22 protein-coding genes and 1 tRNA gene are annotated in these 21,922 nt (G+C 54.9%); 15 read left to right on the forward strand and 8 right to left on the reverse strand.

Annotated features, from left to right (window positions below):
* The first annotated feature begins 25 nt into the window (after positions 1–25).
* Genes RHH27_RS02640 through RHH27_RS02655 form a run of 4 tightly spaced genes read left to right on the forward strand, consistent with a single transcriptional unit; the run spans position 26 to position 3,456 of the window.
* The gene (locus tag RHH27_RS02640) at positions 26–472 is read left to right on the forward strand and encodes an LptA/OstA family protein (protein ID WP_302677271.1); all 447 of its coding nucleotides are present in this window, start codon (positions 26–28) and stop codon (positions 470–472) included.
* Entirely contained in the window at positions 432–1,220 is a 789-nt protein-coding gene (lptB, locus tag RHH27_RS02645; RefSeq protein WP_225901628.1) for an LPS export ABC transporter ATP-binding protein, read from the forward strand. The genes RHH27_RS02640 and lptB overlap by 41 nt, the downstream gene beginning before the upstream one ends.
* A gap of 2 nt (positions 1,221–1,222) precedes the next feature.
* Complete coding sequence (locus RHH27_RS02650; protein ID WP_206200956.1) at positions 1,223–2,359, forward strand: LptF/LptG family permease; 1,137 nt, start codon at positions 1,223–1,225, stop codon at positions 2,357–2,359.
* A 35-nt stretch (positions 2,360–2,394) separates the two neighbouring features.
* Positions 2,395–3,456, forward strand: coding sequence for a 3-deoxy-7-phosphoheptulonate synthase (locus RHH27_RS02655; RefSeq protein ID WP_206200957.1), 1,062 nt, complete (start codon positions 2,395–2,397; stop codon positions 3,454–3,456).
* A gap of 27 nt (positions 3,457–3,483) precedes the next feature.
* Here the strand turns inward: RHH27_RS02655 and RHH27_RS02660 are convergent, their stop codons facing one another.
* Positions 3,484–3,822 (reverse strand): STAS domain-containing protein, encoded by a 339-nt coding sequence (locus RHH27_RS02660; RefSeq protein ID WP_206200958.1) that lies wholly within the window; start codon positions 3,820–3,822, stop codon positions 3,484–3,486.
* Positions 3,823–4,023: 201 nt separating this feature from the next.
* Here RHH27_RS02660 and RHH27_RS02665 point away from each other — a divergent pair, with 201 nt between their 5' ends.
* The gene (locus tag RHH27_RS02665; RefSeq protein ID WP_011057407.1) at positions 4,024–4,254 is read left to right on the forward strand and encodes a photosystem I reaction center subunit IV; all 231 of its coding nucleotides are present in this window, start codon (positions 4,024–4,026) and stop codon (positions 4,252–4,254) included.
* Positions 4,255–4,265: 11 nt separating this feature from the next.
* A complete protein-coding gene (locus RHH27_RS02670; RefSeq protein WP_206200959.1) occupies positions 4,266–5,120 on the forward strand; it encodes a DNA-formamidopyrimidine glycosylase in 855 nt (284 codons plus the stop codon).
* On the opposite strand, the gene RHH27_RS02675 is transcribed toward RHH27_RS02670, so the two are convergent.
* The 3 genes from RHH27_RS02675 to RHH27_RS02685 form a co-directional block, all read right to left on the reverse strand.
* A complete protein-coding gene (locus tag RHH27_RS02675) occupies positions 5,090–6,328 on the reverse strand; it encodes a sensor histidine kinase KdpD (RefSeq protein ID WP_302678781.1) in 1,239 nt (412 codons plus the stop codon). The two genes, RHH27_RS02670 and RHH27_RS02675, sit on opposite strands and share 31 nt — an antisense overlap.
* Before the next feature lie 76 nt (positions 6,329–6,404).
* Positions 6,405–7,727, reverse strand: a complete 1,323-nt coding sequence (gene rimO / locus RHH27_RS02680) for a 30S ribosomal protein S12 methylthiotransferase RimO (protein WP_302678782.1) — start codon at positions 7,725–7,727, stop codon at positions 6,405–6,407.
* 19 nt (positions 7,728–7,746) lie between these two features.
* The gene (locus RHH27_RS02685; RefSeq protein WP_302678783.1) at positions 7,747–8,403 is read right to left on the reverse strand and encodes a Mo-dependent nitrogenase C-terminal domain-containing protein; all 657 of its coding nucleotides are present in this window, start codon (positions 8,401–8,403) and stop codon (positions 7,747–7,749) included.
* Positions 8,404–8,530: 127 nt separating this feature from the next.
* Here RHH27_RS02685 and RHH27_RS02690 point away from each other — a divergent pair, with 127 nt between their 5' ends.
* The 6 genes from RHH27_RS02690 (at position 8,531) to RHH27_RS02715 (ending at position 13,374) form a co-directional block, all read left to right on the forward strand.
* On the forward strand, positions 8,531–9,166 hold the full coding sequence (locus RHH27_RS02690; RefSeq protein WP_302678784.1) for a chorismate lyase: 636 nt from the start codon (positions 8,531–8,533) through the stop codon (positions 9,164–9,166).
* A gap of 98 nt (positions 9,167–9,264) precedes the next feature.
* Positions 9,265–10,698 (forward strand): 15-cis-phytoene desaturase, encoded by a 1,434-nt coding sequence (gene pds, locus RHH27_RS02695; protein ID WP_302678785.1) that lies wholly within the window; start codon positions 9,265–9,267, stop codon positions 10,696–10,698.
* Positions 10,682–11,617: a phytoene synthase gene (locus RHH27_RS02700; RefSeq protein ID WP_206200965.1), complete on the forward strand. Its 936-nt coding sequence runs from the start codon at positions 10,682–10,684 to the stop codon at positions 11,615–11,617. The genes pds and RHH27_RS02700 overlap by 17 nt, the downstream gene beginning before the upstream one ends.
* 4 nt (positions 11,618–11,621) lie before the next feature.
* Positions 11,622–12,140 (forward strand): phosphoribosyltransferase, encoded by a 519-nt coding sequence (locus RHH27_RS02705; protein ID WP_149820490.1) that lies wholly within the window; start codon positions 11,622–11,624, stop codon positions 12,138–12,140.
* Positions 12,137–13,132 carry an aspartate carbamoyltransferase catalytic subunit gene (locus tag RHH27_RS02710; protein ID WP_206200967.1) on the forward strand — a complete coding sequence of 332 codons (996 nt, stop codon included), beginning with the start codon at positions 12,137–12,139 and terminating at the stop codon, positions 13,130–13,132. The genes RHH27_RS02705 and RHH27_RS02710 overlap by 4 nt, the downstream gene beginning before the upstream one ends.
* Positions 13,129–13,374, forward strand: coding sequence for a 2Fe-2S iron-sulfur cluster binding domain-containing protein (locus RHH27_RS02715; protein ID WP_302677281.1), 246 nt, complete (start codon positions 13,129–13,131; stop codon positions 13,372–13,374). Before RHH27_RS02710 ends, RHH27_RS02715 begins: the two co-directional genes overlap by 4 nt.
* A 17-nt stretch (positions 13,375–13,391) precedes the next feature.
* On the opposite strand, the gene RHH27_RS02720 is transcribed toward RHH27_RS02715, so the two are convergent.
* Positions 13,392–14,741, reverse strand: a complete 1,350-nt coding sequence (locus tag RHH27_RS02720) for an ArsB/NhaD family transporter (RefSeq protein WP_302678786.1) — start codon at positions 14,739–14,741, stop codon at positions 13,392–13,394.
* Between the two features lie 365 nt (positions 14,742–15,106).
* Here RHH27_RS02720 and RHH27_RS02725 point away from each other — a divergent pair, with 365 nt between their 5' ends.
* Both RHH27_RS02725 and RHH27_RS02730 read left to right on the forward strand, forming a co-directional pair.
* Positions 15,107–16,030, forward strand: coding sequence for a bifunctional riboflavin kinase/FAD synthetase (locus RHH27_RS02725; RefSeq protein ID WP_302678787.1), 924 nt, complete (start codon positions 15,107–15,109; stop codon positions 16,028–16,030).
* A complete protein-coding gene (locus tag RHH27_RS02730) occupies positions 16,023–16,931 on the forward strand; it encodes a MoxR family ATPase (RefSeq protein ID WP_302677284.1) in 909 nt (302 codons plus the stop codon). Before RHH27_RS02725 ends, RHH27_RS02730 begins: the two co-directional genes overlap by 8 nt.
* Before the next feature lie 343 nt (positions 16,932–17,274).
* Here the strand turns inward: RHH27_RS02730 and RHH27_RS02735 are convergent.
* The 3 genes from RHH27_RS02735 to serS form a co-directional block, all read right to left on the reverse strand.
* A tRNA-Asn gene (locus RHH27_RS02735) sits at positions 17,275–17,346 on the reverse strand.
* 48 nt (positions 17,347–17,394) lie between these two features.
* Positions 17,395–18,738 (reverse strand): UDP-N-acetylmuramoyl-tripeptide--D-alanyl-D-alanine ligase, encoded by a 1,344-nt coding sequence (gene murF / locus RHH27_RS02740; RefSeq protein ID WP_302678788.1) that lies wholly within the window; start codon positions 18,736–18,738, stop codon positions 17,395–17,397.
* Complete coding sequence (gene serS / locus RHH27_RS02745; RefSeq protein WP_206200972.1) at positions 18,735–20,027, reverse strand: serine--tRNA ligase; 1,293 nt, start codon at positions 20,025–20,027, stop codon at positions 18,735–18,737. The genes murF and serS overlap by 4 nt, the downstream gene beginning before the upstream one ends.
* 197 nt (positions 20,028–20,224) lie before the next feature.
* Between serS and apcD the strand changes: the two genes are divergently transcribed.
* Positions 20,225–20,710, forward strand: coding sequence for an allophycocyanin subunit alpha-B (apcD, locus tag RHH27_RS02750; RefSeq protein ID WP_190278062.1), 486 nt, complete (start codon positions 20,225–20,227; stop codon positions 20,708–20,710).
* Positions 20,711–21,922: the final 1,212 nt, after the last annotated feature.

Here is a 21,922-nt window from a genome sequence, read left to right on the forward strand (position 1 = left end):
ACATTGTGGCGGAGACTTTAAGGAAATGTTGCACTCTTGTTCCCGATGGCCATCCCGCCTTTTGGCGCTGGGTACACTGGGGGTAGGGTTAGCAATCGCTCCCCTCTTCTGGCAGCCCGCAGACTCCCAAGAAACGCCTTCCCAAGCACTTACCATTTTGGCCGATGTGCAGCAGGCGAATGCCGTCACAGGCGTGATCACGGCACGGGGCAATGTGCAACTGCGTTATCCCGCCCGCCAAATTCAGGCCACGGCGGCACAAGCACAATACTTTAGCCGGGAGGGGCGCATTGTCCTCAGTGGGAATGTGTATGTTTTGCAACAGGGGAACAGTCTCCGCGCTGACACCATCACATATCTTATTGAGGAAGCAAAATTTGTCGCTCTGCCCGCCCCCAGCCGCCAAGTCGAATCTATTTTAATGATCCCCGATGACCCTAACCAACAAATTCTTACACCTGTGCAGCCCTAATGGGCGGTTTGCGCTACCGACCACGCTTCGCCTAGAGAGGGTATGTAAACGGTATGGCAGTCGTTGGGTGGTGGATCACGTCAGTCTCTCGGTGGCTCGCGGAGAGGTGGTGGGTCTGCTGGGGCCCAATGGTGCAGGGAAAACGACAACCTTTTACATGGCAACGGGGATTGAACGACCGGATGATGGCCGAGTATGGCTGGATGATGAGGATATTACCCAAGCTCCCTTACATCAGCGAGCACGGCGGGGCATTGGCTATCTGCCCCAAGAACCGAGTATCTTTCGCCAGTTGACGGTTGCTGAAAATATTCTCTTGGTTTTAGAGGAGACGGGAGTGCCGCGGCGGCAGTGGCGCGATCGCTTGGATCAACTACTCACGGAATTCCGCCTCACCCACATTGCCCACACCCTCGGTCGGCGAGTCTCAGGGGGAGAACGGCGGCGCACCGAATTAGCCCGTGCCTTGGCAGCAGGTAAGCAAGGCCCCAGTTTTTTACTGCTCGATGAACCCTTTGCGGGCGTGGATCCCATTGCCGTGCATGACCTCCAGGACATGATTGCCAAGCTGCGCGATCGCCAAATGGGCATTCTCATTACCGATCACAATGTGCGGGAAACGCTGGAAATTATTGACCGCGCCTACATTTTACGGGAAGGGCAGATTTTAGCCGCAGGGAATAGCTGGGAATTGGCCCAGGATGCCAAAGTGCGGCAATACTACCTCGGTGAGGATTTTCGCTTCTAGACATGATCAGAGCACTGCGGCGGATCTGGTTGCCGACCCTTCCCAAGTTAGATCAGTATCTTCTCTCGCTACTGCTGCCGGGGTTTGTTTTTGGCGTTACAATCTTTACCACTTTGGCGCTGACCGTCGGCACGATTTTTGATCTGGTGCGACAAATTGCCGATGCTCAACTGCCCCTAACGATTTTGCTGCAATTGATTGGCTATCAACTGCCCAGCGTCTTGGTCTTGGTGTTTCCGATGGCCGTGTTGCTCGCGGTTGTGGGGGCGATGAGTCGGCTCTCAGAGGAGGGGGAGTGGATTGCGCTGCGCAGTGTGGGGATTTGTCTGCGCCGTGTCCTCGTCCCTGTGGTGGTTTTTGCATTGTTTGTGAGTGGGTTGACCCTTGCGCTCAATGAAATCGCCGTACCCATCGCCAAGTATGAATCGCAAAAACTCATGCGGGAGTTACTGCAACAGGAGCGTACCCTCGGCTCAGGCACCGATATTTTCTACCCTGAGTACGATCGCCAAGGAGATGTGCGGCGACTGTATTATGGGCATCGCTTTGATGGCAGCCGCATTCAGGGAATCACGGTTTTGGACTTTTCACAACCACAGGTGACTCAGGTCATTAGCGCTGAATCCGCTGAGTGGAATGTGCGTGAGAGTCGCTGGTTACTCTCTCAGGGGGTAGCCTATTTGATTACCCACACGGGAGTCAGCCGCAATCTCTTGCAATTTGATCAACAGGAGATCCGCTTGCCGCGGCCTGCCCAATCTCAACAACTGCGGCCAACAGATGTGGATGAACTCTCGATCACCCAAGCACGCCGTGCCCTGCAACGTCTCGATCCCAATCAAGAGCCAGAACTGGTGCGTGCCCTCAAGGTTCATCTGGCTCAGGCCTATGCCCAACCCTTCTTGGCGGTGGTCTTTGCCCTTTTGGGGGTGGGGTTTGGCCTCAGTCCCTCCCAACGACGGGGGCGCCAAGGATTTGGCATTAGTGTGGCAGTGGTGTTTGGTCAGTACGTGCTCACGTTTTTTCTCGGTGCACTGGGGACGATTGGCACCCTCTCCCCCCTTGCAGCAGCGTGGTTGCCCCACGGTATTGGCTTGGTGGTGGCGATCGCCCTACTGTGGCGCGCGGATCGTAGCTAGAGAGGTATGATGAAAAAAGTGCTGATTGCTGATCCATGCCGCAAACGTTTGATCTTCACGTTGTTGAGACGCGACCCTTGTTGACGCCTGCTACCCTGCTGGCGGATTTACCGCTGACCGAATCCCAAGCCACCCTTGTGGCCACAACCCGCGATCGCATTCGTGACATTTTTAAGGGGCGCGATCGCCGACTGCTGGTCATTGTGGGGCCTTGTTCAATTCACGATGTCAAGGCAGCCTTGGAATACGGGGAAAAGTTGGCGCGGCTGCGCGATCGCCTGCGGGATAGTCTTGAAATTGTCATGCGGGTTTATTTTGAAAAACCCCGCACCTCTGTAGGCTGGAAAGGGCTGATCAACGATCCGCACCTCGATGGCAGCTATGATATCAACACCGGCTTACGCCTCGCACGGAAGCTGCTGCTGGATTTGGCCAACTTGGGGATGCCCGCCGCTACAGAATTGCTCGATCCGATCATTCCCCAGTACATTGCTGACGTTGTGAGTTGGACCGCCATTGGTGCTCGTACGACGGAAAGCCAAACCCACCGTCAAATGGCGTCGGGTCTCTCGATGCCCGTAGGCTTCAAAAATGGCACCGATGGTCACTTAGATTCCGCAATTAATGCCATGATCGCGGCACAGCAGTCACACCATTTTCTGGGAATTAATGCTGAAGGCCGTGCCAGTATTGTTGCCACCACTGGGAATCCCGATACTCACCTTGTACTGCGCGGCGGCAAAGAGGGCCCTAACTATTCTGCCGCTCACATCGAAATGGCGGCTGCCCTCCTAGAGCGTAAGGGACTCACCCCCCGCCTGATGGTGGATTGTAGCCATGCCAACGCTGCCAAAGATGCCCAACGCCAAGTGCTAGTGTGTGAAAATCTTGCCCAGCAGGTACAGCAAGGTTCCCGTTATTTGGCGGGTGTGATGATCGAGAGCCATCTCAAGGCGGGTAATCAACCGATTCCCAAGGATCTCTCGCAATTGGTCTATGGCCAAAGTATTACCGATCCCTGCGTGGACTTTGCGACAACAGTAACGATGCTCGAACAATTGGCTAGTGCGGTGGGGTCACAACTGGTTGCCAGATAACTGAATCGCCTATTGTAGCAGGGGAAGCTAGTTACTTGCCCCTTGGGAAGGTAGATTCAATGAAAAGAACTCTTCCTCATTTTTGAGGATGTGAAAGACCTTATCCATGCTCGTGAGTTCAAAGAGCATCATCATCTGCTTGGGAATATTGCATAGGTAAAGCTGTCCCCCACCTGCCCGGACGGTTTTTAGGGCAACAACAAGAGCGCCTAAGCCAGAACTGTCAATGAAGGTGACCTCACCACAATCCAGCAATAGGGCTTGAGTCCCCCCTTGAACCAGCTCACCAATGGTTTGACGAAATTCCTGAGCTTGGGGGCCACCAAAGACCCCAGACAGCTTAATCACTTCGACAGTATTAGCCATAACAGGATGATGGAAAGGAGTTCCCCGCTAGTATACAGCCTTTTTTTCACCGAGATTCGTCACGCGACCAACCCATAACCGCCCTTTGCTGGGTTCCAGAGATGGGGTGCTCTGTGAAATTTTGTGGAGTGAGCGTAACAGGCCGTAGTAGTCATAGTAGGCTTAACTCTAGCCGTTGAGAAATTTTTAGGACGATAACTCATGGTGCAACGTGGTTCTAAAGTCAAGATTCTCCGCCCTGAATCCTACTGGTACAACGAAGTGGGCACCGTCGCCTCTGTGGATCAAACCCCCGGCGTCAAATATCCTGTGATTGTGCGCTTCGACAAAGTCAATTACACCGGCTACAGCGGCAGTGCCAGCGGTGTGAACACCAATAACTTTGCGCTGCACGAAGTGCAAGAAGTGGCTCCGCCCAAAAAAGGTAAATAGTTTCTCAGACCGTGCCGGAATTACCGGAAGTTGAAACCGTACGTCGTGGGCTAGAGGTGGTCACCCTTGGGCAACCCATTGTGGGGGTGGAGGTGCTTCTAGCCCGTTCTATTGCGCTTCCTGAAGAGCCGCAAGCGTTTATTGATCACCTGCGCGATCGCGCCCTGCAACAATGGCAACGGCGCGGCAAGTATCTTTTAGCCACCCTAGATGACGGCAGCCACCTCGTCATTCATCTGCGCATGAGTGGTCAGTTACTGTGGCTCACTGATCCGGTGCCCCTTTGTTCCCATACCCGTGTACGCTGGTTTTTCGCAACGGGGGCGGAACTCCGCTTTGTGGATCAACGGACGTTTGGTCGCTGTTGGTGGATTCCTGCACACTGCCGCCCCGAAACGGCGATTCCCACACTGGCCAGCTTGGCACCAGAACCCCTGAGTGAGGCCTTTACAGTTTGGTTCTTGGCGGAGCGGTTGGTGCATTATCGTCGCGCGCTAAAAACGGCACTTTTGGATCAAACCGTTGTTGCCGGCATGGGGAATATCTATGCCGATGAAAGTCTTTTCTTGAGTGGTCTGCACCCCGCCCTACCCACCTACACCCTAACGATTGAGCAGATCGTTCACCTCCATCAGGTGATTCGCCAAGTGCTGAGGGAAGCGATTGCAGCGGGCGGTACGACAATTCGTAGCTTCGTCACTCCGGCGGGGGTGAATGGTCGCTATGGGGGTCAAGCATGGGTCTATGGTCGCAAGGGGGAAGCCTGCCGCGTCTGTGGCACAACGATTGAACGGCTGCGCTTGGCAGGACGCTCCAGTCACTATTGTCCCCGCTGTCAGCCGCTGTCTTCCGCAATGGGCAAATAAAGGGTGAGAATTTCGCCCGCTTGGCGATCGCGCCGTTGAATGACCTTAGCGCCGACTGCTTCTATTAAGAGTTTTGCCGCCTGAAAGTTGAGACTCAGTTGGCCGGTTGCGGGATGCCACAGGAGCAGGTGCCCCAAGGCGGCCAGATCGCTGCGGTGTTTGTACTGGGGCGATCGCAATTCTAGCTTCACGTGCTGCCCTGCCCGCTGCACCACCAATTTCAGTTCACTCTCTGGGGCAAGGGTTTGGCTATAGTATTCCACTAACCCAGTCAAGACCTGATCCAAAGACGCTGGATCACTGAGAACAAGGGGTAAATTGGGCGGATAGTCGAGAACCAATTTGACTTGACGACGCGCCGCCTGTTTTTGCCAGCGAGCCAAGTTGGTCGTGAAGAGTTCCGTCAAGTGGGTTTGCCCAAACGCAAGGGGGGGTTTGGGGCTAGGACTAGTGAAGATTTCGGCGGCATCACTCAGGAGATTAAAGCGGGTGATTTGATCCTGAATCTCTTGACCAATCTTTTGCAGATACTGGTACGTGCGCTGCGGTAGATTCTCTTGCCGTTGTAGCAATTGGATAAAGGTATTGATGGTGGTGAGGGGAGTGCGCACCTCGTGGGAAAGGGCTTGCAGCAGGCTAATATCCGCAGCCATGGGGGTAGAAGTCACAGTCAGGGGCGTGGCCGCCGGTTGACTATAGTCCAGCAGCCATTGAGCAAACTGACTCACCAAACGATAGCTGGGGGGCACCATCTCGACACTGGCCAGCCACTGATCAATGGGGTGGAGATTGGCTAAGGGAAGTTGCTGCCGCAATTGCTGCCAAAAAGCATGAATTTCCTCAGGGGCAAAGGAAAAGTGCAGTCCGCGCTCCCCTTGATAGATCAGTAAAAGATTGACCTCTGGACTCAGAAGCAGGCAAAAGGGATTCATGCCTTCTCGCGCTGCGGGCAAAAGGGTCATTGCTGGCAAAGCAGGATTGGCGTCTGTAGGGGGCAGGTAGGGCAGCGATCGCCCTTGGGGCATGAGGACATAGGTTTTTAGGGGACAATCTTGAAGAATGAGGCTGGGGAAGGAAACTAAAAAGCCCTCAATGGGATGCGTGACTGCCAATAATCTTTCTAAGGCAGCAACCCCCGCTTGCCACTGCCAAAAGCGATCGCCAGCACGGGTATCATACCGATCAATGGTGGAATGCGAGCGTCCCATAGCAGCCGATGCAACGTCCCCAACTGCCTCGACCATAGCCCCAATGATTCCAATCTGCCTAGGAGTAAAACCGTACTTAGGCAGGGATGATGCCGTACAGGTCGTAAATATCAGCAGCAGTAATCTTCACGGGGACAATTGTGCCCAAGGTGGCTCTTCCCTTCACATAGACCACACCATCAACATCGGGGGCAAATCGGGGCGATCGCCCAATCAATTCCCCAGTTTGTGGGTTTTCCTGCTCAATGAGCACAGGCATGGTTTTGCCCACTTCAGCAGCATTTTTGCGCTGGGCAATGGGTTGTTGCAGTTGCATCAGGCGATCGCGCCGCGCCATTTTGATTTCCTCTGGAACCTGATCCGGCAGATCATAGGCGGCAGTCCCTTCCTCAGCGGAGTAGGTAAAGACCCCCACATGGTCAAATTCATGGCGCTGCACAAACTGGCAGAGATGCTCAAAGTGGCTCTCGGTTTCCCCCGGAAAGCCGACAATAAAGGTCGTGCGCATCACTGCTTCGGGTAAGTCCTGCCGTAGCCGTTCAATCAGGCGATCGTTCACCCCCGCTTGCCAAGGCCGATTCATCGCCCGCAGCACCTCTGGGTGGGAATGTTGCAACGGCAAATCCAGATAGGGCAAGATGTTAGGAGTTTCCCGCATCGCTGCAATCACCTCAGGCGTTAGCCCCGTAGGATAGGCGTAATGCAAGCGAATCCAAGGTACATCCACCTCCCCAAGGGCACGGATCAGCGCCGCGAGTTGGGGTTGACCATAGAGATCAATGCCATAGTTGGTGGTAATTTGCGAAACAATAATGATTTCTTGGACGCCCTCGCTGGCGAGTTGATGGGCTTCCTTAACAATGGACTCAATGGGGCGCGATCGCTGGTTGCCCCGCAGATGGGGAATGATACAAAAGGCACAGCGATAGTCACAGCCCTCAGCAATCCGCAGATAGGCCACCGGTTCCGGCGTGGTGCGGTAGCGAGGAACGGTTTCATCGGCAATGTAGGTGGGCACAGCACTAATTTGTTGCACCCGCTCACCCGTTTCTACCCGCTCAATCACCTCAACAATGTGCTGGTAATCGCCACTGCCAACGACGGCCACCGCCTCAGGAAGCTCCGCCAAGAGTTCCCCTTGAAAATGCTGCGCTAAGCAGCCTGTGATCACAATCTTCTTATTGGCTTCTGCCAGTTCTACCAGTGTGCGCACCGACTCTTCGCGGGCGGCTTGGATAAAGCTACAGGTATTGACAATAACGTAGTCGGCTTCGGTTTCATCGGTACCCACCCCATAGCCCGCTGCCGCAAGGAGACCAATCATGTGCTCCGTATCCACGCGGTTCTTATCACAGCCAAGGTGGGCAAAGGCAATTTTCGGTTTGGTTGGGTTTGGCATCTAAACGGGTCAGCACCATCTAACAGTAGGGGGTAATATCTTCACCACACTCGTCGGCCAAATAGCTGAGCGAGCGGAAGCGCAACCCCACTAATTGATCATAAAGGGGATTGAGTTTACAGAGGGGGGGAATATGGACAATCTTGCGACCAAAAAGGGTAATGTCGCGCTCAAAGGGGCATTGGGGGGGAATCAGGCGGCAGAGAAAGCGAGCTACCTTGGCATCTTTGACCTCTAAACCATCCAGCCAGTGGCGCACGGGATCCAATAGGCGCAGGGTTTGTTCATTGCTCTCGTGCTGACCATCAAGGGTGTGCTTCAGGGACTCAAGGGCAGTAATTTCCAGTCCCAAGGCGTTGCAAAAGCGTTGCAGTTCGGCATCCTCTGGTTGGGAGTAAATGCCATTGGCAAGCGCCACCATCACGGCTGTACGCACGAAATTTTCCGCAAGGGCGCGATCGCCGCCAAAGGTGGCCACCAGTTCTTCATTAGTGACTGGAGCAAAATGTTCAAGATCTATTTCTGGGGCAATTTCCTCGCGAATCAGGCTCGCAATCAGTTGCTTCTCTTCGGGATCAAAGTGACCATCGGCGCCGGCAATGCTCAAGAGACCCTTAATCCAAATGGCCGTTTGTTCCGGTGTCAGTTCTAGGGTAGATGCTGCGGTGGTTGCCATAGAGATTGCCCCAAGATTGCTGCTCACTACGACTGTACTCTAGGTCTGGGTCTTTCGTGCCATCCTGAAGGACGGATAAAATCCTTGCTACAATTGACGAAGTTTTGTTAAGCACTGTGTCCCGTCCTTGACTGTTTCGCTGTTGCCCTCCACCTGCTCAACCCCTTGGTATGCCCTTGATCCCATTTGGCAGGGGGATGCGGCGGCGATCGCCCAAGGATTACCTCATGATCTTTTAGCGCCGGCGTGGCAAATCCTGATTCTTGGGGATGGCTCCCCCACCCGCCACCTGCAACTGCTGACGGGTGAAACCACGGAAGTGGACGTGATAGATATGTCCGCCATTGGCCATGCCAGCGATCGCGCCCCGGCGCAACTGCAACTCATTCCCGGCCCGCGGCTGCGGCGTCAAGTGTGGCTACGCACCGCTTCAGGTCAACGTTTGGCCTACGCCACCTCTTGGTGGGAAGCTGCCCATGTGGATGAGTATTTGCAAAACCGTGCCATGCCCATTTGGACGAACCTCGCCCAACGCAAGGTGGAGCTTTATCGCGACATTCAGGCGGTGTATCTCGGGCACTCTGAAACCTTGGCGGCAGCCTTTGGCGAGGCGGGGCCTTTTTGGGGGCGGCATTATCTCTTTTGGCACGATCGCCGTCCCATTACGCTGATTTATGAAGTCTTTTCGCCCTACCTCTGCCGCTACCTTGGTCCGATGGGAAGTACGGCCTATTTGGCAAATTCAGGCTCAACATTAGCCTAAAGCGGCTGCCTCCGTAACGTTTTGTAAATATAATATGAACAGCTTTTTGTCCCCCTAGGGGGTTGCGTTCATCTTCGTCAGTTAGGGTAGCGTCATTCATGCGAGTTGCAATTGCCGGTGGTGGCTTAGCGGGCTTAGCTTGCGCCAAGTATCTAGTGGATGCAGGACATACCCCCATGGTGTTTGAGCGTGCCAATGTCCTTGGTGGCTTGGTGGCGGCATGGCAGGATGCCGATGGGGATTGGGTGGAAACGGGCTTGCACGCCTTTTTTGGTGCCTACCCCAATATGCTGCAACTCCTAGCGGAATTGGGGATTAGCGATCGCCTGCAATGGAAACGCCATGCCCTGATTTTTAACCAACCGGAAAAGCCGGGGGTGCTCTCGTGGTTTGATGTTCCCGATATTCCTGCGCCTTTTAATGTACTGCTCTCCATTTTGCGCAACAACGATATGCTGACGTGGGAGCAGAAATTCCGCTTTGCCTTGGGGCTGTGGCCAGCGATCGTGCGCGGCCAAAAATACGTCGAGGCAATGGACAAGTACACCCTCCTCGAATGGCTGCAACGCCAAGGGATTGATGAGCGGGTAAACTCCGACATTTTTATTGCGGCCTCAAAGGCACTGACCTTCCTGAACCCCGATGAGGTCTCGGCCACGATTCCCCTGACGGCGATGAACCGCTTTCTGCGGGAACGCTATGGCTCAAAAATTGCCTTCTTGGATGGGGCACCCCCCGAACGGTTGTGTCAGCCCATTGTGGATTATGTGACCGCGCGGGGCGGTGAAGTGCACACCAATGTGGCTCTGCGGGAGATTGTCCTCAATGAGGATCTCTCGGTGCAGTCCTTTGTCATGGCCGATCGCGAGGGACAACAGCGCTTTGAAGTCACAGCGGATGCCTATGTCTCAGCAATGTCGGTGGATGCCATTAAACTGCTGCTGCCGAAGCCGTGGCAAGACCTGCCCTTTTTCCAGAAACTCAATGGCCTCGAAGGCGTCCCGGTGATTAACGTCCAAATCTGGTTTGATCGCAAATTGCCGACAGTGGATCATCTCCTCTTCTCGCGATCGCCCCTGTTGAGTGTTTATGCCGACATGAGCGAAACCTGCAAGGGCTATGCCGATCCCGACAAGTCAATGCTAGAGCTGGTATTGGCGCCTGCTGCAGAGTGGATTGGCCGCAGCGATGAGGAGATTGTTGAGGCGACCCTTGCGGAACTGGCCAAACTCTTCCCCAATCACCTACCGGAACCTGCTAAAGTGCTGAAAACGGCGGTGGTGAAAACCCCCCGCTCAGTCTATAAAGCCACCCCCGGTCGCCAAGCCTTTCGTCCGGATCAGGCCACACCCATTCCCAACTTCTTCCTTGCGGGGAGCTACACGATGCAGCCCTACCTAGGGAGTATGGAAGGTGCGGTACTTTCTGGTAAGCTGACAGCGCAGGCGATCGCGAAGCGGCTCGCAGAGAGCAACGCCCCGCAGCCCCCTAAAACCTCTATTCAAACTGCCGCCAATGCTGCAACTGCCTAGAGCCGAGTACGTCCCTCCCCTGATTTCCCTCGACGAGGCCTACGAGTTGTGTCGTCAGGTCACTGCCGCCTATGCCAAGACGTTTTACCTCGGCACGCTGTTGATGCCCCCCGCCAAGCGCCGCGCCATTTGGGCAATTTACGTCTGGTGTCGGCGCACCGATGAACTGGTGGATGGCCCCCAAGCCGCAACGACAACCATGGCCACCCTTGATGAGTGGGAAGCGCGCCTTGAGGATATTTTTGCTGGACGTCCCCACGATGGCATGGATTTAGCTCTAACGGCAACGCTGGAACAGTACCCCCTCGACATCCAGCCCTTTCGGGACATGATTGCTGGCCAGCGGATGGACTTGCACCGCAGTCGCTATGAAACCTTTGCTGAATTGGAACTCTATTGCTACCGCGTGGCCGGTACCGTCGGCCTCATGTCCCTTGAGGTAATGGGGGGAAACCCCTACAGCGATCGCCTGTGTTCCCCTTGGGTGGATCCCTATCAGGCTAAAGGTACCCTCAAGGATCAAGCCATTGCTCTTGGCATTGCCAATCAACTGACCAATATCCTGCGGGATGTGGGCGAAGATATGCGGCGGGGGCGGATTTATCTGCCCTTAGAGGACTTGGCTGCCTTTAACTACACCGCAGAAGACTTGCAGCGGGGAGTGATTGACGATCGCTGGCGGGCATTGATGCGCTTTCAAATTCAGCGGGCACGGCAATTTTATCGGGAAGCCGAAGTGGGGGTGGCTTACCTAGAGCGGGATGCCCGTTGGCCCGTGTGGTCGGCATTGATGCTCTATCGCCAGATTCTTGATGTCATCGAAGCCAACGATTACGATGTCTTTAATCGGCGCGCCTTTGTCTCTGACTGGCGCAAGCTGCTGTTTATCCCTATTTCTTGGTTCAAGGCCAGCTTCTAGCACCATGGCAGATCTGTACGTGGATTGGGACGAGTATCATCGCACCATTGAACAGTTGGCGATCGCTATCTATGAATCGGGATGGCAGTTCAATCAAATCCTCTGCTTGGCCAAGGGGGGGCTGCGGGTAGGGGACATTCTCAGCCGCTTGTTTAATCAACCCCTCGCGATTCTGGCGGTGTCCTCCTATGGCGGTGTCAATAACCAAGAGCGGGGTCGCATCACCTTTGCGCGAGATTTAACCATGACCACCGCTACCCTTGGCAGTCATGTCCTCTTAGTGGATGATTTGGTAGATTCTGGCCTTTCCTTGCAGAAAACCCTGCGCTGGCTAGAGGTCAAATATGGCTTTGCGGTGGAGGAAGTGCGCACTGCCGTTCTCTGGTACAAAGCGGCCTCTTGTATTCGTCCGGACTACTATGTTCATTACCTGCCGGAAAATCCGTGGATCCATCAACCCTTTGAACGCTACGAACAACTGACAGCGGCTGATCTTGCTCAAACCCTAACCCCCTGTCCATGACGCCTACCCTCACTCCCCCCCTCCAATGGCAGCGTCGCCACGTCCTCTCCCTGCAAGACTTTACGGTGGCGGAACTAGATATTGTGCTGCAAACAGCGCTCAGTTTTCAGGAAGTCCTGAATCGTCGCACCAAAAAAGTCCCCACCCTGCAAGCGCGGGTGGTTGCTAATCTTTTCTTTGAAAGCTCGACGCGCACCCGCAATAGCTTTGAACTGGCGGCCAAACGTCTTTCTGCGGATATTCTCAACTTTTCGCCCGGTACCTCGGCCCTGAGTAAAGGGGAAACGATCCTCGATACCGCTAAGACCCTGTGGGCGATGGGGGCAGAGTTCATGGTGATTCGCCATCAGCAGTCGGGGGTGCCCCATACGATTGCGGCAGAAATGGATCGCCTTGGCGCTCAGGTGGCGGTTCTCAATGCCGGTGATGGCTTGCACGAGCATCCCTCCCAAGCCCTGCTAGATTTGTTTACCCTTTGTCAACTCTACGATCCGCGTCAGCCCCGCTGTGCCCTGTTGCAGGGGAAGAAAATTGCCATTGTCGGGGATATTCGCCATTCCCGTGTGGCGCGATCGAACCTCTACAGCCTGAAAACGGCCGGTGCTGACGTGCATTTGGCCGGCCCCCCCACCCTCTTGCCGCCAGAATTTGCAGACTATGGAGCAACGCTCCACTGGACACTGGAACCTGCCCTTGCTGATGCCGATATTGTGATGACGCTGCGCCTGCAACGGGAACGCATGGATCAGCACCTGATTCCCAGTTTGCGGGAGTACCATCAGCAGTTTGGTATCACCCATGAACGGCTGCGCCTATGCCGACCGGAGGTGCGGGTTTTGCATCCGGGACCGGTGAATCGCGGCGTGGAATTGAGTTCGGCATTGCTGGATGATCCGCAGTTTAGTTTAGTGAATCAGCAGGTGACCAGTGGGGTAGCGGTACGGATGGCGTTACTGTATTTGATGGGAACGTATCATGGAGGCAGGCCATGATTAAGGTCACCTTTGTGCCGGATCAGGTTTCCGTTGAGGCCGAAGTGGGGGAAAGTTGGCTGAGCGTTGCAGCGCGCGCTGGGGTCGACATTCCCACGGGTTGTTGCATGGGCAGTTGTGGTGCCTGTACGTTGGAATTGGAGGATGGCGAGGAAATTCGCGCCTGTATTTCTACGATTGCGGGCGATGGCGAGGATGGTACCCAGATTACTGCCTATGTCTTTCGAGATCCCACGTGGTGATCACAGGAATCAAACCCTTAGCGCCAAATGAGAAAGCGCACAGTTAGAAAGAGTGCTGAAACCCCCAACTGCAAGGCCGTAATCGGTACCCCATAACGCAGGAAGGTTTTGAAGCTAATCCGGCGGCCATGGAGTTCCGCAATCCCGGCACCAACAATGTTGGCAGAGGCGCCCACCAGCGTGGCATTGCCGCCCAACGTTGCCCCTAGCATCATGGCATAGAACAGGGGCAGCACCTGGGGGGGCAAATCACCCCCATAACCAGGGTGGAGAATTTCTGAACCTGCTAGACCCACATCGACAAGGTATTTTTTCAGCAGTGGCACCATCGCCACCACAAGGGGGATATTGGAAATGACGCTAGAGAGAATGCCAATCGCAAATAAGAGCAGCAGGGAGCCAAAAAAGATATTTTGGCCAATGAGAATGGCGAGGAGGTGGGAGAGTTGACCAATGATGCCGGTTTTTTCTAGGCCACCGATCAAGACAAAAATGCTCATAAAAAAGATCAGGGTGGCCCAGTCCACATCCCGCAGAATGTGGGTCACCGTATCGATTTTGCTTTGATGGGATAAAAGGAGTGCAAGGGCAGCCCCCATTAAAGCGACCGCAGGGGGAGACACTTTGACGACCATGCCATCGCCAATAACAAAGAAGGTCAAGACAAAGACGATGATCACACAACCCACCGCTAGGGTGCGGGGATGATTAATTTTGGGGTGGGGCAAGTGATCAAGGGAGTTGAGTTCTTTGCGCCAAATGCGGCGAAAGAGAACCGGCAGACAAAAAACAATGACAGCGATCGCCAGTACACCCCCCAAGCTGAGACGCAGGAGATAATCGGCAAAGCTGAGATTAATGGCATCCCCGACAATATAAGTCGCTGGATCCCCGACAAGGGTCAGCAAGCCAGCGCTATTGGAGACAATCACCATCAAGATAATCAGGGGGACAAAGTCCACCCCCACTTCAGCCGCCATGGGGGGCAACAGGGGGGCAAGGAGCATCACTGTTGTGGCATTGGGCAGTACGGCACAGATGGGGGTTGTCAGAGCCACGATCCCCAGCAGCAGGCGTTTTCCCTGACCGCGGGCAAGCAGAACCATTTGGGTGGCCAGATACTCGAACACCTTAGTGGGTTCAAAGGCTCGCACCAGAACCATGACGCCGAAAAAGAGGGCAAGGGTGCCATGACTGCGGCCAATGTAGCTAATGGCCTCCCCAAGGGTCATAATGTTGAGAAAGACAAGAAGAATCGCACCCAAAAAGGCAGCAACCGTGATGTTGATCCACTCGGTGATGATCAGCAGGATCACCCCCAGAAAAATGGTGCCAGCAGCGAATGCATGCCAGTGTTCAATCAGCATTGAGATTCCTAAAAGAGTTCTAAAGTCAAAAATTCGGTCAACACCACGAAACTGCATCCTTGGAACACTGAGCAGTTGTGAAAAACAGCCAGTCTCCAACTAAATCCCGACAAGGTTAGCTGCCGGACGAGGATTTATTAGTCTGCCTTCGCGGTTGAGAACGCGCTCCCTATTAGTTAATTCCTCCGAATCTACGCCGCAAACGCTCAGATGAGGCAAAAAAAGATAAATTGGTACTCAACCTAGCATAGGCCTCTTAGAGGATTCAAGAGAAGTCCTTCTATGAAGTGAATAGAAAATCTTAATAAAAACTTTCCCAGACTGTTGCGCCGCGGTTAAATGTGTCAAAATGTTTCCTGTGTCAATTGAATAGCGGCCTACCCTTGCAAACTCCTACGGCGATCGCCCTTGGCAATTTTGACGGTGTCCATCGAGGGCACCAAGAGGTTATCCGTACGCTTGTTGAAGCAGCGCCTCCCGACTGTTACCGGTCAGTGATTACGTTTTCGCCCCACCCGCAGGCATTTTTTACGGGAGAAGAGCGCCTGCTGCTGACCCCAGAGGCGGAAAAACGTGCCCTTTTGAACCACTATGGCATTGAGCAGGTGATTGTCCTGCCCTTTACCCATGCTCTTGCCCAACTGTCGCCCTTGGAGTTTGTTGAGCAGATTTTGGTACAGCAGTTGCAGGCCAAGGTATTGAGTGTGGGTTTTAATTTTGGCTTTGGCCGTGGGCGATCGGGGACAGCGGCGGATTTGCGCACCCTCTGTGCTGCCTTTGGTATTCCAGTGCATATTGTGCCCCCCTATTGTCGGGGGAGCGATCGCGTCAGTAGCTCAGCAGTAAGGGCCGCCCTCGCCGAGGGAGATGTGGGCTTGGCACGGGAGCTTTTGGGACGCCCCTACCAATTGAGCGGCACCGTGATTCAAGGGGAACAGTTGGGACGGCAGTTGGGATTTCCCACCGCCAATCTAGCCCTCCCCCCAGACAAATTATTGCCTCGCCACGGCGTTTATGCTTGCCGCGTTACGGGGGCAGCGTTTGCGACTGAGCAATTGGGGGTGGTGAATGTTGGGATGCGACCGACGGTGACGGGTCGGCAAGTGACCACAGAGGTGCATCTATTCAACTGGCAGGGGAATCTTTACAATCAAGAGATCACACTTCATTTAGAGGCCTTTATTCGCCCAGAGGTACGGTTTCCCAGTTTGGCTGCCCTACAGGCGCAAATTGCTGCCGATTGCCAAGTAGCGGCTGATCTTCTTGAACGAGTGGTCTCCTATGCGTGAACCCCTACAGCGACTGGTCAATAACCTTGGACAGGTCATGGTGGGCAAAGAAGCCGCCATTGAACTCATGCTAGTGGGGTTGCTGGCGGGGGGACACGTTTTGCTGGAGGATGTACCGGGGGTGGGAAAAACCCTCTTGGCCAAGGCCTTGGCGCGATCGCTGGCGGGTACCTTTCAGCGCATCCAAGCCACACCCGATCTCCTACCCACGGACTTATCGGGCACCAATATCTGGAATCCCAAAACAGCGGAGTTTGAGTTTCGCCCAGGTCCTGTCTTCTGCAATATCCTGCTGGCGGATGAAATTAACCGCGCCACACCCCGCACCCAATCGGCACTCCTAGAGGTCATGGAGGAGTACCAAGTCACCATTGATGGCGTCACCTACCCCCTGCCCCAGCCCTTTTTTGTCATTGCCACCCAAAACCCCGTGGAATACCAAGGCACCTTTCCGCTGCCCGAAGCCCAGTTGGATCGCTTTGCCCTGTGTTTTAGCTTGGGCTACCCCACCGAGGAAGAGGAACTACAAATGCTGCAACGGGTGCAGGGGGGCTTAGATGTCAATCAACTGGAACCGTGCCTCAGCTTGGCGGAGATCCAACAGTTGCGGCAGCAGGTGCTACAGGTGCGGGTAGATTCAGTGTTGCAAAAGTACATTCTTGCCCTTGTGCGGGCGAGCCGCGAGAGCGATCGCATTACCTTGGGGGTGAGTCCTCGCGGTACCGTGATGCTCCAGCGCACAGCTCAGGCCTTGGCCTTTCTCAATGGCCGTGACTATGTCCTCCCCGATGATGTCAAGCAATTGGCGCCCCATGTTCTAGCTCATCGTCTGATTACAGCAGCAGGGCGCTCAGGGCGGGCCTGTGTGGCAGAATTGTTGGAAACGGTAGCCGTTCCCTAGGGAGAGTTGGCGCGACTGTTCTCTATGAACATTTCTGCGATCGCCAACCTGTCATTGTAGTGTTAAGTCTTTTTAACATCGCGATCGCCCTCGCAACCGTCGAAGGATTTAGGCATTGATGACAACGATACTCATGACACAAGCCCTCCAACGGCAGGGAGAAATTTGGCACAACATCCTCAGCAGTCAAAACCTTACGGTCATCTGGGAAAACCTTGATGCTGACATCCTTGCTGTGCTAGAGGGCATGGAGACGGCTGGCCTAGCATTGTCCCAATTGCTGCTGTTAGATATGGGCATGATGGGCAGCGCCGCCGTCGCTATCGTGGCTCAAGTTATTAAACTCCCCAGGCTGGATTCGAACCAGCGACCAATCGGTTAACAGCCGACCGCTCTACCGCTGAGCTACTGAGGAATATTGACGATTTTTTAATGTAGCGTAGTTCACCGCTCTTGGCAAGTCTCAACCGGACTGAAGTTTTGGCCAGCGCTGCCGCAGTTCATTCACTACGCGATCCAAGGCAACGGCATGGGAGGCCTTAAAGAGGAGGCGATCGCCCGGCTGTAAATGCTGCAGCAAATAGGCCACCAATTCTTCATGGGAAGCAAATTGCTGACTGGGAACGCGCCCTGCCCCCCGCGCAAGAGCTGCTCCCTCATCGCCCTTATCGAGAATTAAAAGGCCATCGAGGTCTAATTGGGCAACCGTGGCTCCCACCTGCTCATGGAAGGCAACCGCAAAGTCCCCCAGTTCCCGCATGGGGCCAAGAACTGCCAGATGCCGCTGACCGGGGAGCGATCGCAACAGGTGCAAGGCGGCGACCATCGATTCCAAGCCTGCATTGTAGGTTTCATCGAGTAGCCAAATATCGGGTTCGAGGTGATAGCGACCGCCCCGACCACTGGGCAATTCTAACGTCAACTGTCGGGGCAGGCGATCGCTCTTTAAGTCCAAGGCTTGCAGCACCCCAAGGGCAGCCAGAAAGTTCAAGGCATGGTGTGCCCCCGCAAGGGGAACGGTGTAGGTGCGTCCAGCCACGTGGAGGGTTTGGGGCGGTTGATAGATTCCCCGTAGGGTGCCCCCCTCAAGGCCATAGGTAATTGTGGGCCCTGACCAGACCTGCGCCGCTGTCGGCAAAAGTAGGGGGCTATCGGCATTGAGCACGGCTGTTCCCCCTTGGGGCATTTCGGCAAGCAGTTCGCATTTGGCTTGGGCAATGGCTTCGCGGGAACCGAGGCGGCCAATATGGGCAGTACCAACATTGGTAATCACGGCAACATCCGGTTGGGCAATCTGGCTCAAAAGGGCAATTTCACCGCGCGCCCGCATCCCCATTTCAATCACGGCAAATTGGTGGTGGGGTTCCAGTTGTAAAAGGGTTTTGGGCACGCCAATCTCGTTATTGAAGTTGGCTTCGGTTTTGAGGACGGCGCCATAGTGACTCAGAACAGCGGCAATCATTTCCTTGGTGGTGGTTTTGCCCACGGAGCCAGTGACGGCAATGACTTTGGCTGGACATTGCTGCCGCCACCACTGTCCCAAGCGTTGATAGGCACTCAGGGTATTGGCTACCTGAAGTTGCGGCAGAGCAGAAGACACCGGCACCTCGACAATTAGGGCGATCGCGCCGGCGGCGGCGGCCAGATCGACAAATTGATGGCCATCAAAGGTTTCCCCCCGCAGAGCAACAAAGAGATTGCCAGTTGCGATTTGGCGGGAGTCAGTGGAAATGCCTGTGATTGGCAGATCTGGATGAGTTGTATCTAACCCCAAAGCTTGGGCGATCGCCCCGAGGGTGGTGTTCACGATTTTGCCCCGCCAATGTGGCTACACTTCAAGTAAGGTTGCAGCACCGCTGGTACCCGCACCGTCCCATCGGGTTGTTGGTAGTTTTCGAGAATGGCTGCCATGGTTCGTCCAACGGCTAGGCCAGAGCCATTGAGGGTGTGGACAAACTGTGTCCCTTTTTGCTTGGCAGCTTTGAAGCGAATCTTGGCACGCCGCGCTTGGAAATCGCCAAAGTTCGAGCAACTGGAAATTTCGCGGTAACAGCCGGCAGCGGGCAGCCACACCTCTAAGTCGTAGCACTTCATGGCGCCAAAGCCCAAATCGCCAGTACACAGTTCAATCACTCGATAGGGCAACTTCAGGGCTTGGAGAATATACTCGGCATCGGCCACAAGGGCTTCATGTTCAGCGGCAGAGGTTTCCGGGTGAACAAACTTGACCAACTCCACTTTGTTGAATTGGTGTAGGCGAATCAGGCCACGTGTATCTTTGCCATAGCTCCCCGCTTCACGGCGAAAACAGGGGGTGTAGGCACAGTGGTAAATGGGCAATTGATCGGCAGCTAAAATTTCATCGCGGTAGAGATTCGTCACCGGCACTTCCGCTGTCGGAATCAGCCAGAGATCATCATCGGCACAGCGAAAACTTTCCTCGGCAAACTTGGGTAACTGCCCCGTTCCCGTCAGCGAGACACTATTGACTAGCAACGGCGGCAAGACCTCCACATAGCCGCGATCGCGGTGCGTATCAAGCATAAATTGGATCAAGGCTCGCTCAAGGGCAGCCCCCATGCCCAAGAGGGTAACAAAGCGACTCTGCGCTACTTTCACCGATCGCTCCACATCCCAGAGTCCCAATTGAGTCGCAATGTCCCAGTGGGGCTGACAAGGCTGGCTCGGTTTATACTCCTCACCCCAGCGGCGTACCTCAACGTTTTCGGTTTCATCGCGGCCAATGGGGGTGGTCTCACTGGGGGGGTTGGGAATCGTTAGCAGCAGGCGTTCCAATTCTTCCTTAAGTTGCCGTTCTTGGGGTTCAAGATCACTGAGTTGCTGCTTGAGATCGTTGGCCTCGGCCTTGAGGGCTTGAATTTCGGGGTCAGTGGCGGCAACGCCGGACTTGATCTTTTTGCCAACGAGGGCACCAATTTCGTTACTGCGGGCTTGGAGGTGCGATCGCTGTTGTTCCAGCTGACGCTGTTGCGCATCCAACTCTAAAATGCGGTCAAGGTCAAAGTCACCGCCGCGCCGCCGCAGGCGATCGCCAAAGGCTTGGGGATTTTCTCGCAGTTGTTTGAGATCAATCACAGGTGAACGAAAACCAGTGCAAACCGCATTGATCCTATCACCAAGGGAGCAGATTGGCTCTAGGGGGCTGTCTTGCTGTGGTTTGCCATCGACACCGCTAAATTCCTCTATCAACCGTCGAGATTTTGATCAGGAGTGGCGTCAACAAGGGGTCGCCGTCCTCTAAAATGAGGGATGTATTAAGCGGTGTTAGCAATATGAGTGTCATTAGTCAGGTTCTTCTTAAAGCGGACGATGAATTGCGCTACCCCACCACGGGCGAACTCCAGACGATTAGTGACTTTTTCCAAACGGGTGAGCAACGCCTCCGCATTGCCACGACACTGGCCGAAAATGAGAAACGCATTGTTGAGCAAGCCAGCAAACAACTGTGGCAGAAGCGGCCTGACTTCATCTCACCCGGGGGCAATGCCTACGGCCAGAAACAGCGTGCCCTCTGTCTGCGTGACTATGGCTGGTACATGCGCCTGATTACCTATGGCATCCTCGCGGGTGACAAAGACCCCATTGAGCGCACGGGTATTATTGGGGTGCGGGAAATGTACAACTCCCTTGGTGTGCCAATGACAGGGATGGCAGAAGCCATTCGTTGCCTCAAGGACGCCTCCTTGGCACTGCTAAGCACTGAAGATGCTGAAGTGGCGGCACCCTACTTTGACTACATTATTCAAGAAATGTCTTAGGGAGACTGACGGCAGCCAATTTTGCATTCAAGGGGAACATAACCCATGACATCTCCCCTTGAAATTGTGGTTGTCAGCAATGGCCCCGGTGAACTGGCTACTTGGGTGTATCCCTTTGTAACAACGCTGCGGCAACAGGTCAGAGAGGGGCTGCGGGTTTCAGTGGTCATTGTTCCCTGTCCCCATGCCAGTGGTCAGGAGGCGGGGATTGCGCGCCGCTATGCGGGGGTGGATCGGGTGCTGCCCGCGGCAGAGTTCTGGCACCTCCTGCGCACAAAGACCACCCGTAGTAATTGGGATTGGTTTGCCCAAGGGGTTGTGGTCTTCTTGGGGGGCGATCAACTCTTTGCGGTGCTGTTGGCCAAGCGTCTGGGCTATCGCTGTGTGCTCTACTGTGAGTGGCAGGCACGCTGGCAAGGGTGGGTGGAGGGCATTGGGTTGCGGCGTCCGCTCCCCGTGGGCAAAACAAGAGCTAAGGTGGCGGTGGTGGGGGATCTGATGACCGATGTGCAAGCCCTTGCCCTCGATTCCCTGCCTGATGTGCGCCAACAGTTAGGCGTTGCTTCAGATGCTCCCCTTGTGGGTCTGATGGTGGGTTCCAAGCCCAATAAGCTCAAGCTGGGGGTGCCCCTTTCGCTGGCGATCGCCGACCATTTAGCTGCTGCTCATCCCCCGATTCAGTGTGTGATTCCCGTGGCACCCACCCTGACGCTCAAGACCCTCAGTTGCTACGCCGATCCCCGCTTTAACCCCGAACTCAAGCACGTTGAGGGCACGACGGCGACACTCATCCAACCCAGTGAGGGGCTACCCTATCTGGAGACGCCGAGGGGTACGAAGGTCTATCTCTGGCAGCAGTTACCCAACTATCCCCTGCTGCGGCAGGTTGCCCTCTGTGTGACAACCGTTGGCGCCAATACCGCTGAACTGGCCGCCTTGAATGTGCCGATGATTGTTCTTTTGCCGGCTCAACAACTGCGGGTACAGCGGGCTCACCCTTGGGATGGGTTAGCCGGGTTGCTGGTGGGCTTGCCAGCGATCGGGCGACAGTGGACGGCATTGGTGTTTTGGGCACTGGTGGCCAAGGGATTGGGCTGGCGGCGATTTTGGCAGTTGTGGCGATCGCCAGAGATGGATTGGGACTTAGTGAAACAGGGTCTCGGCTACAAGGCGTGGCCGAATATCTGGGCAGGCAGAGAAATTGTACCAGAA

Origin of the sequence: Thermosynechococcus sp. PP555 (assembly GCF_031583225.1) — a bacterium.
In the GTDB taxonomy this organism is placed as follows: Bacteria; Cyanobacteriota; Cyanobacteriia; order Thermosynechococcales; family Thermosynechococcaceae; genus Thermosynechococcus.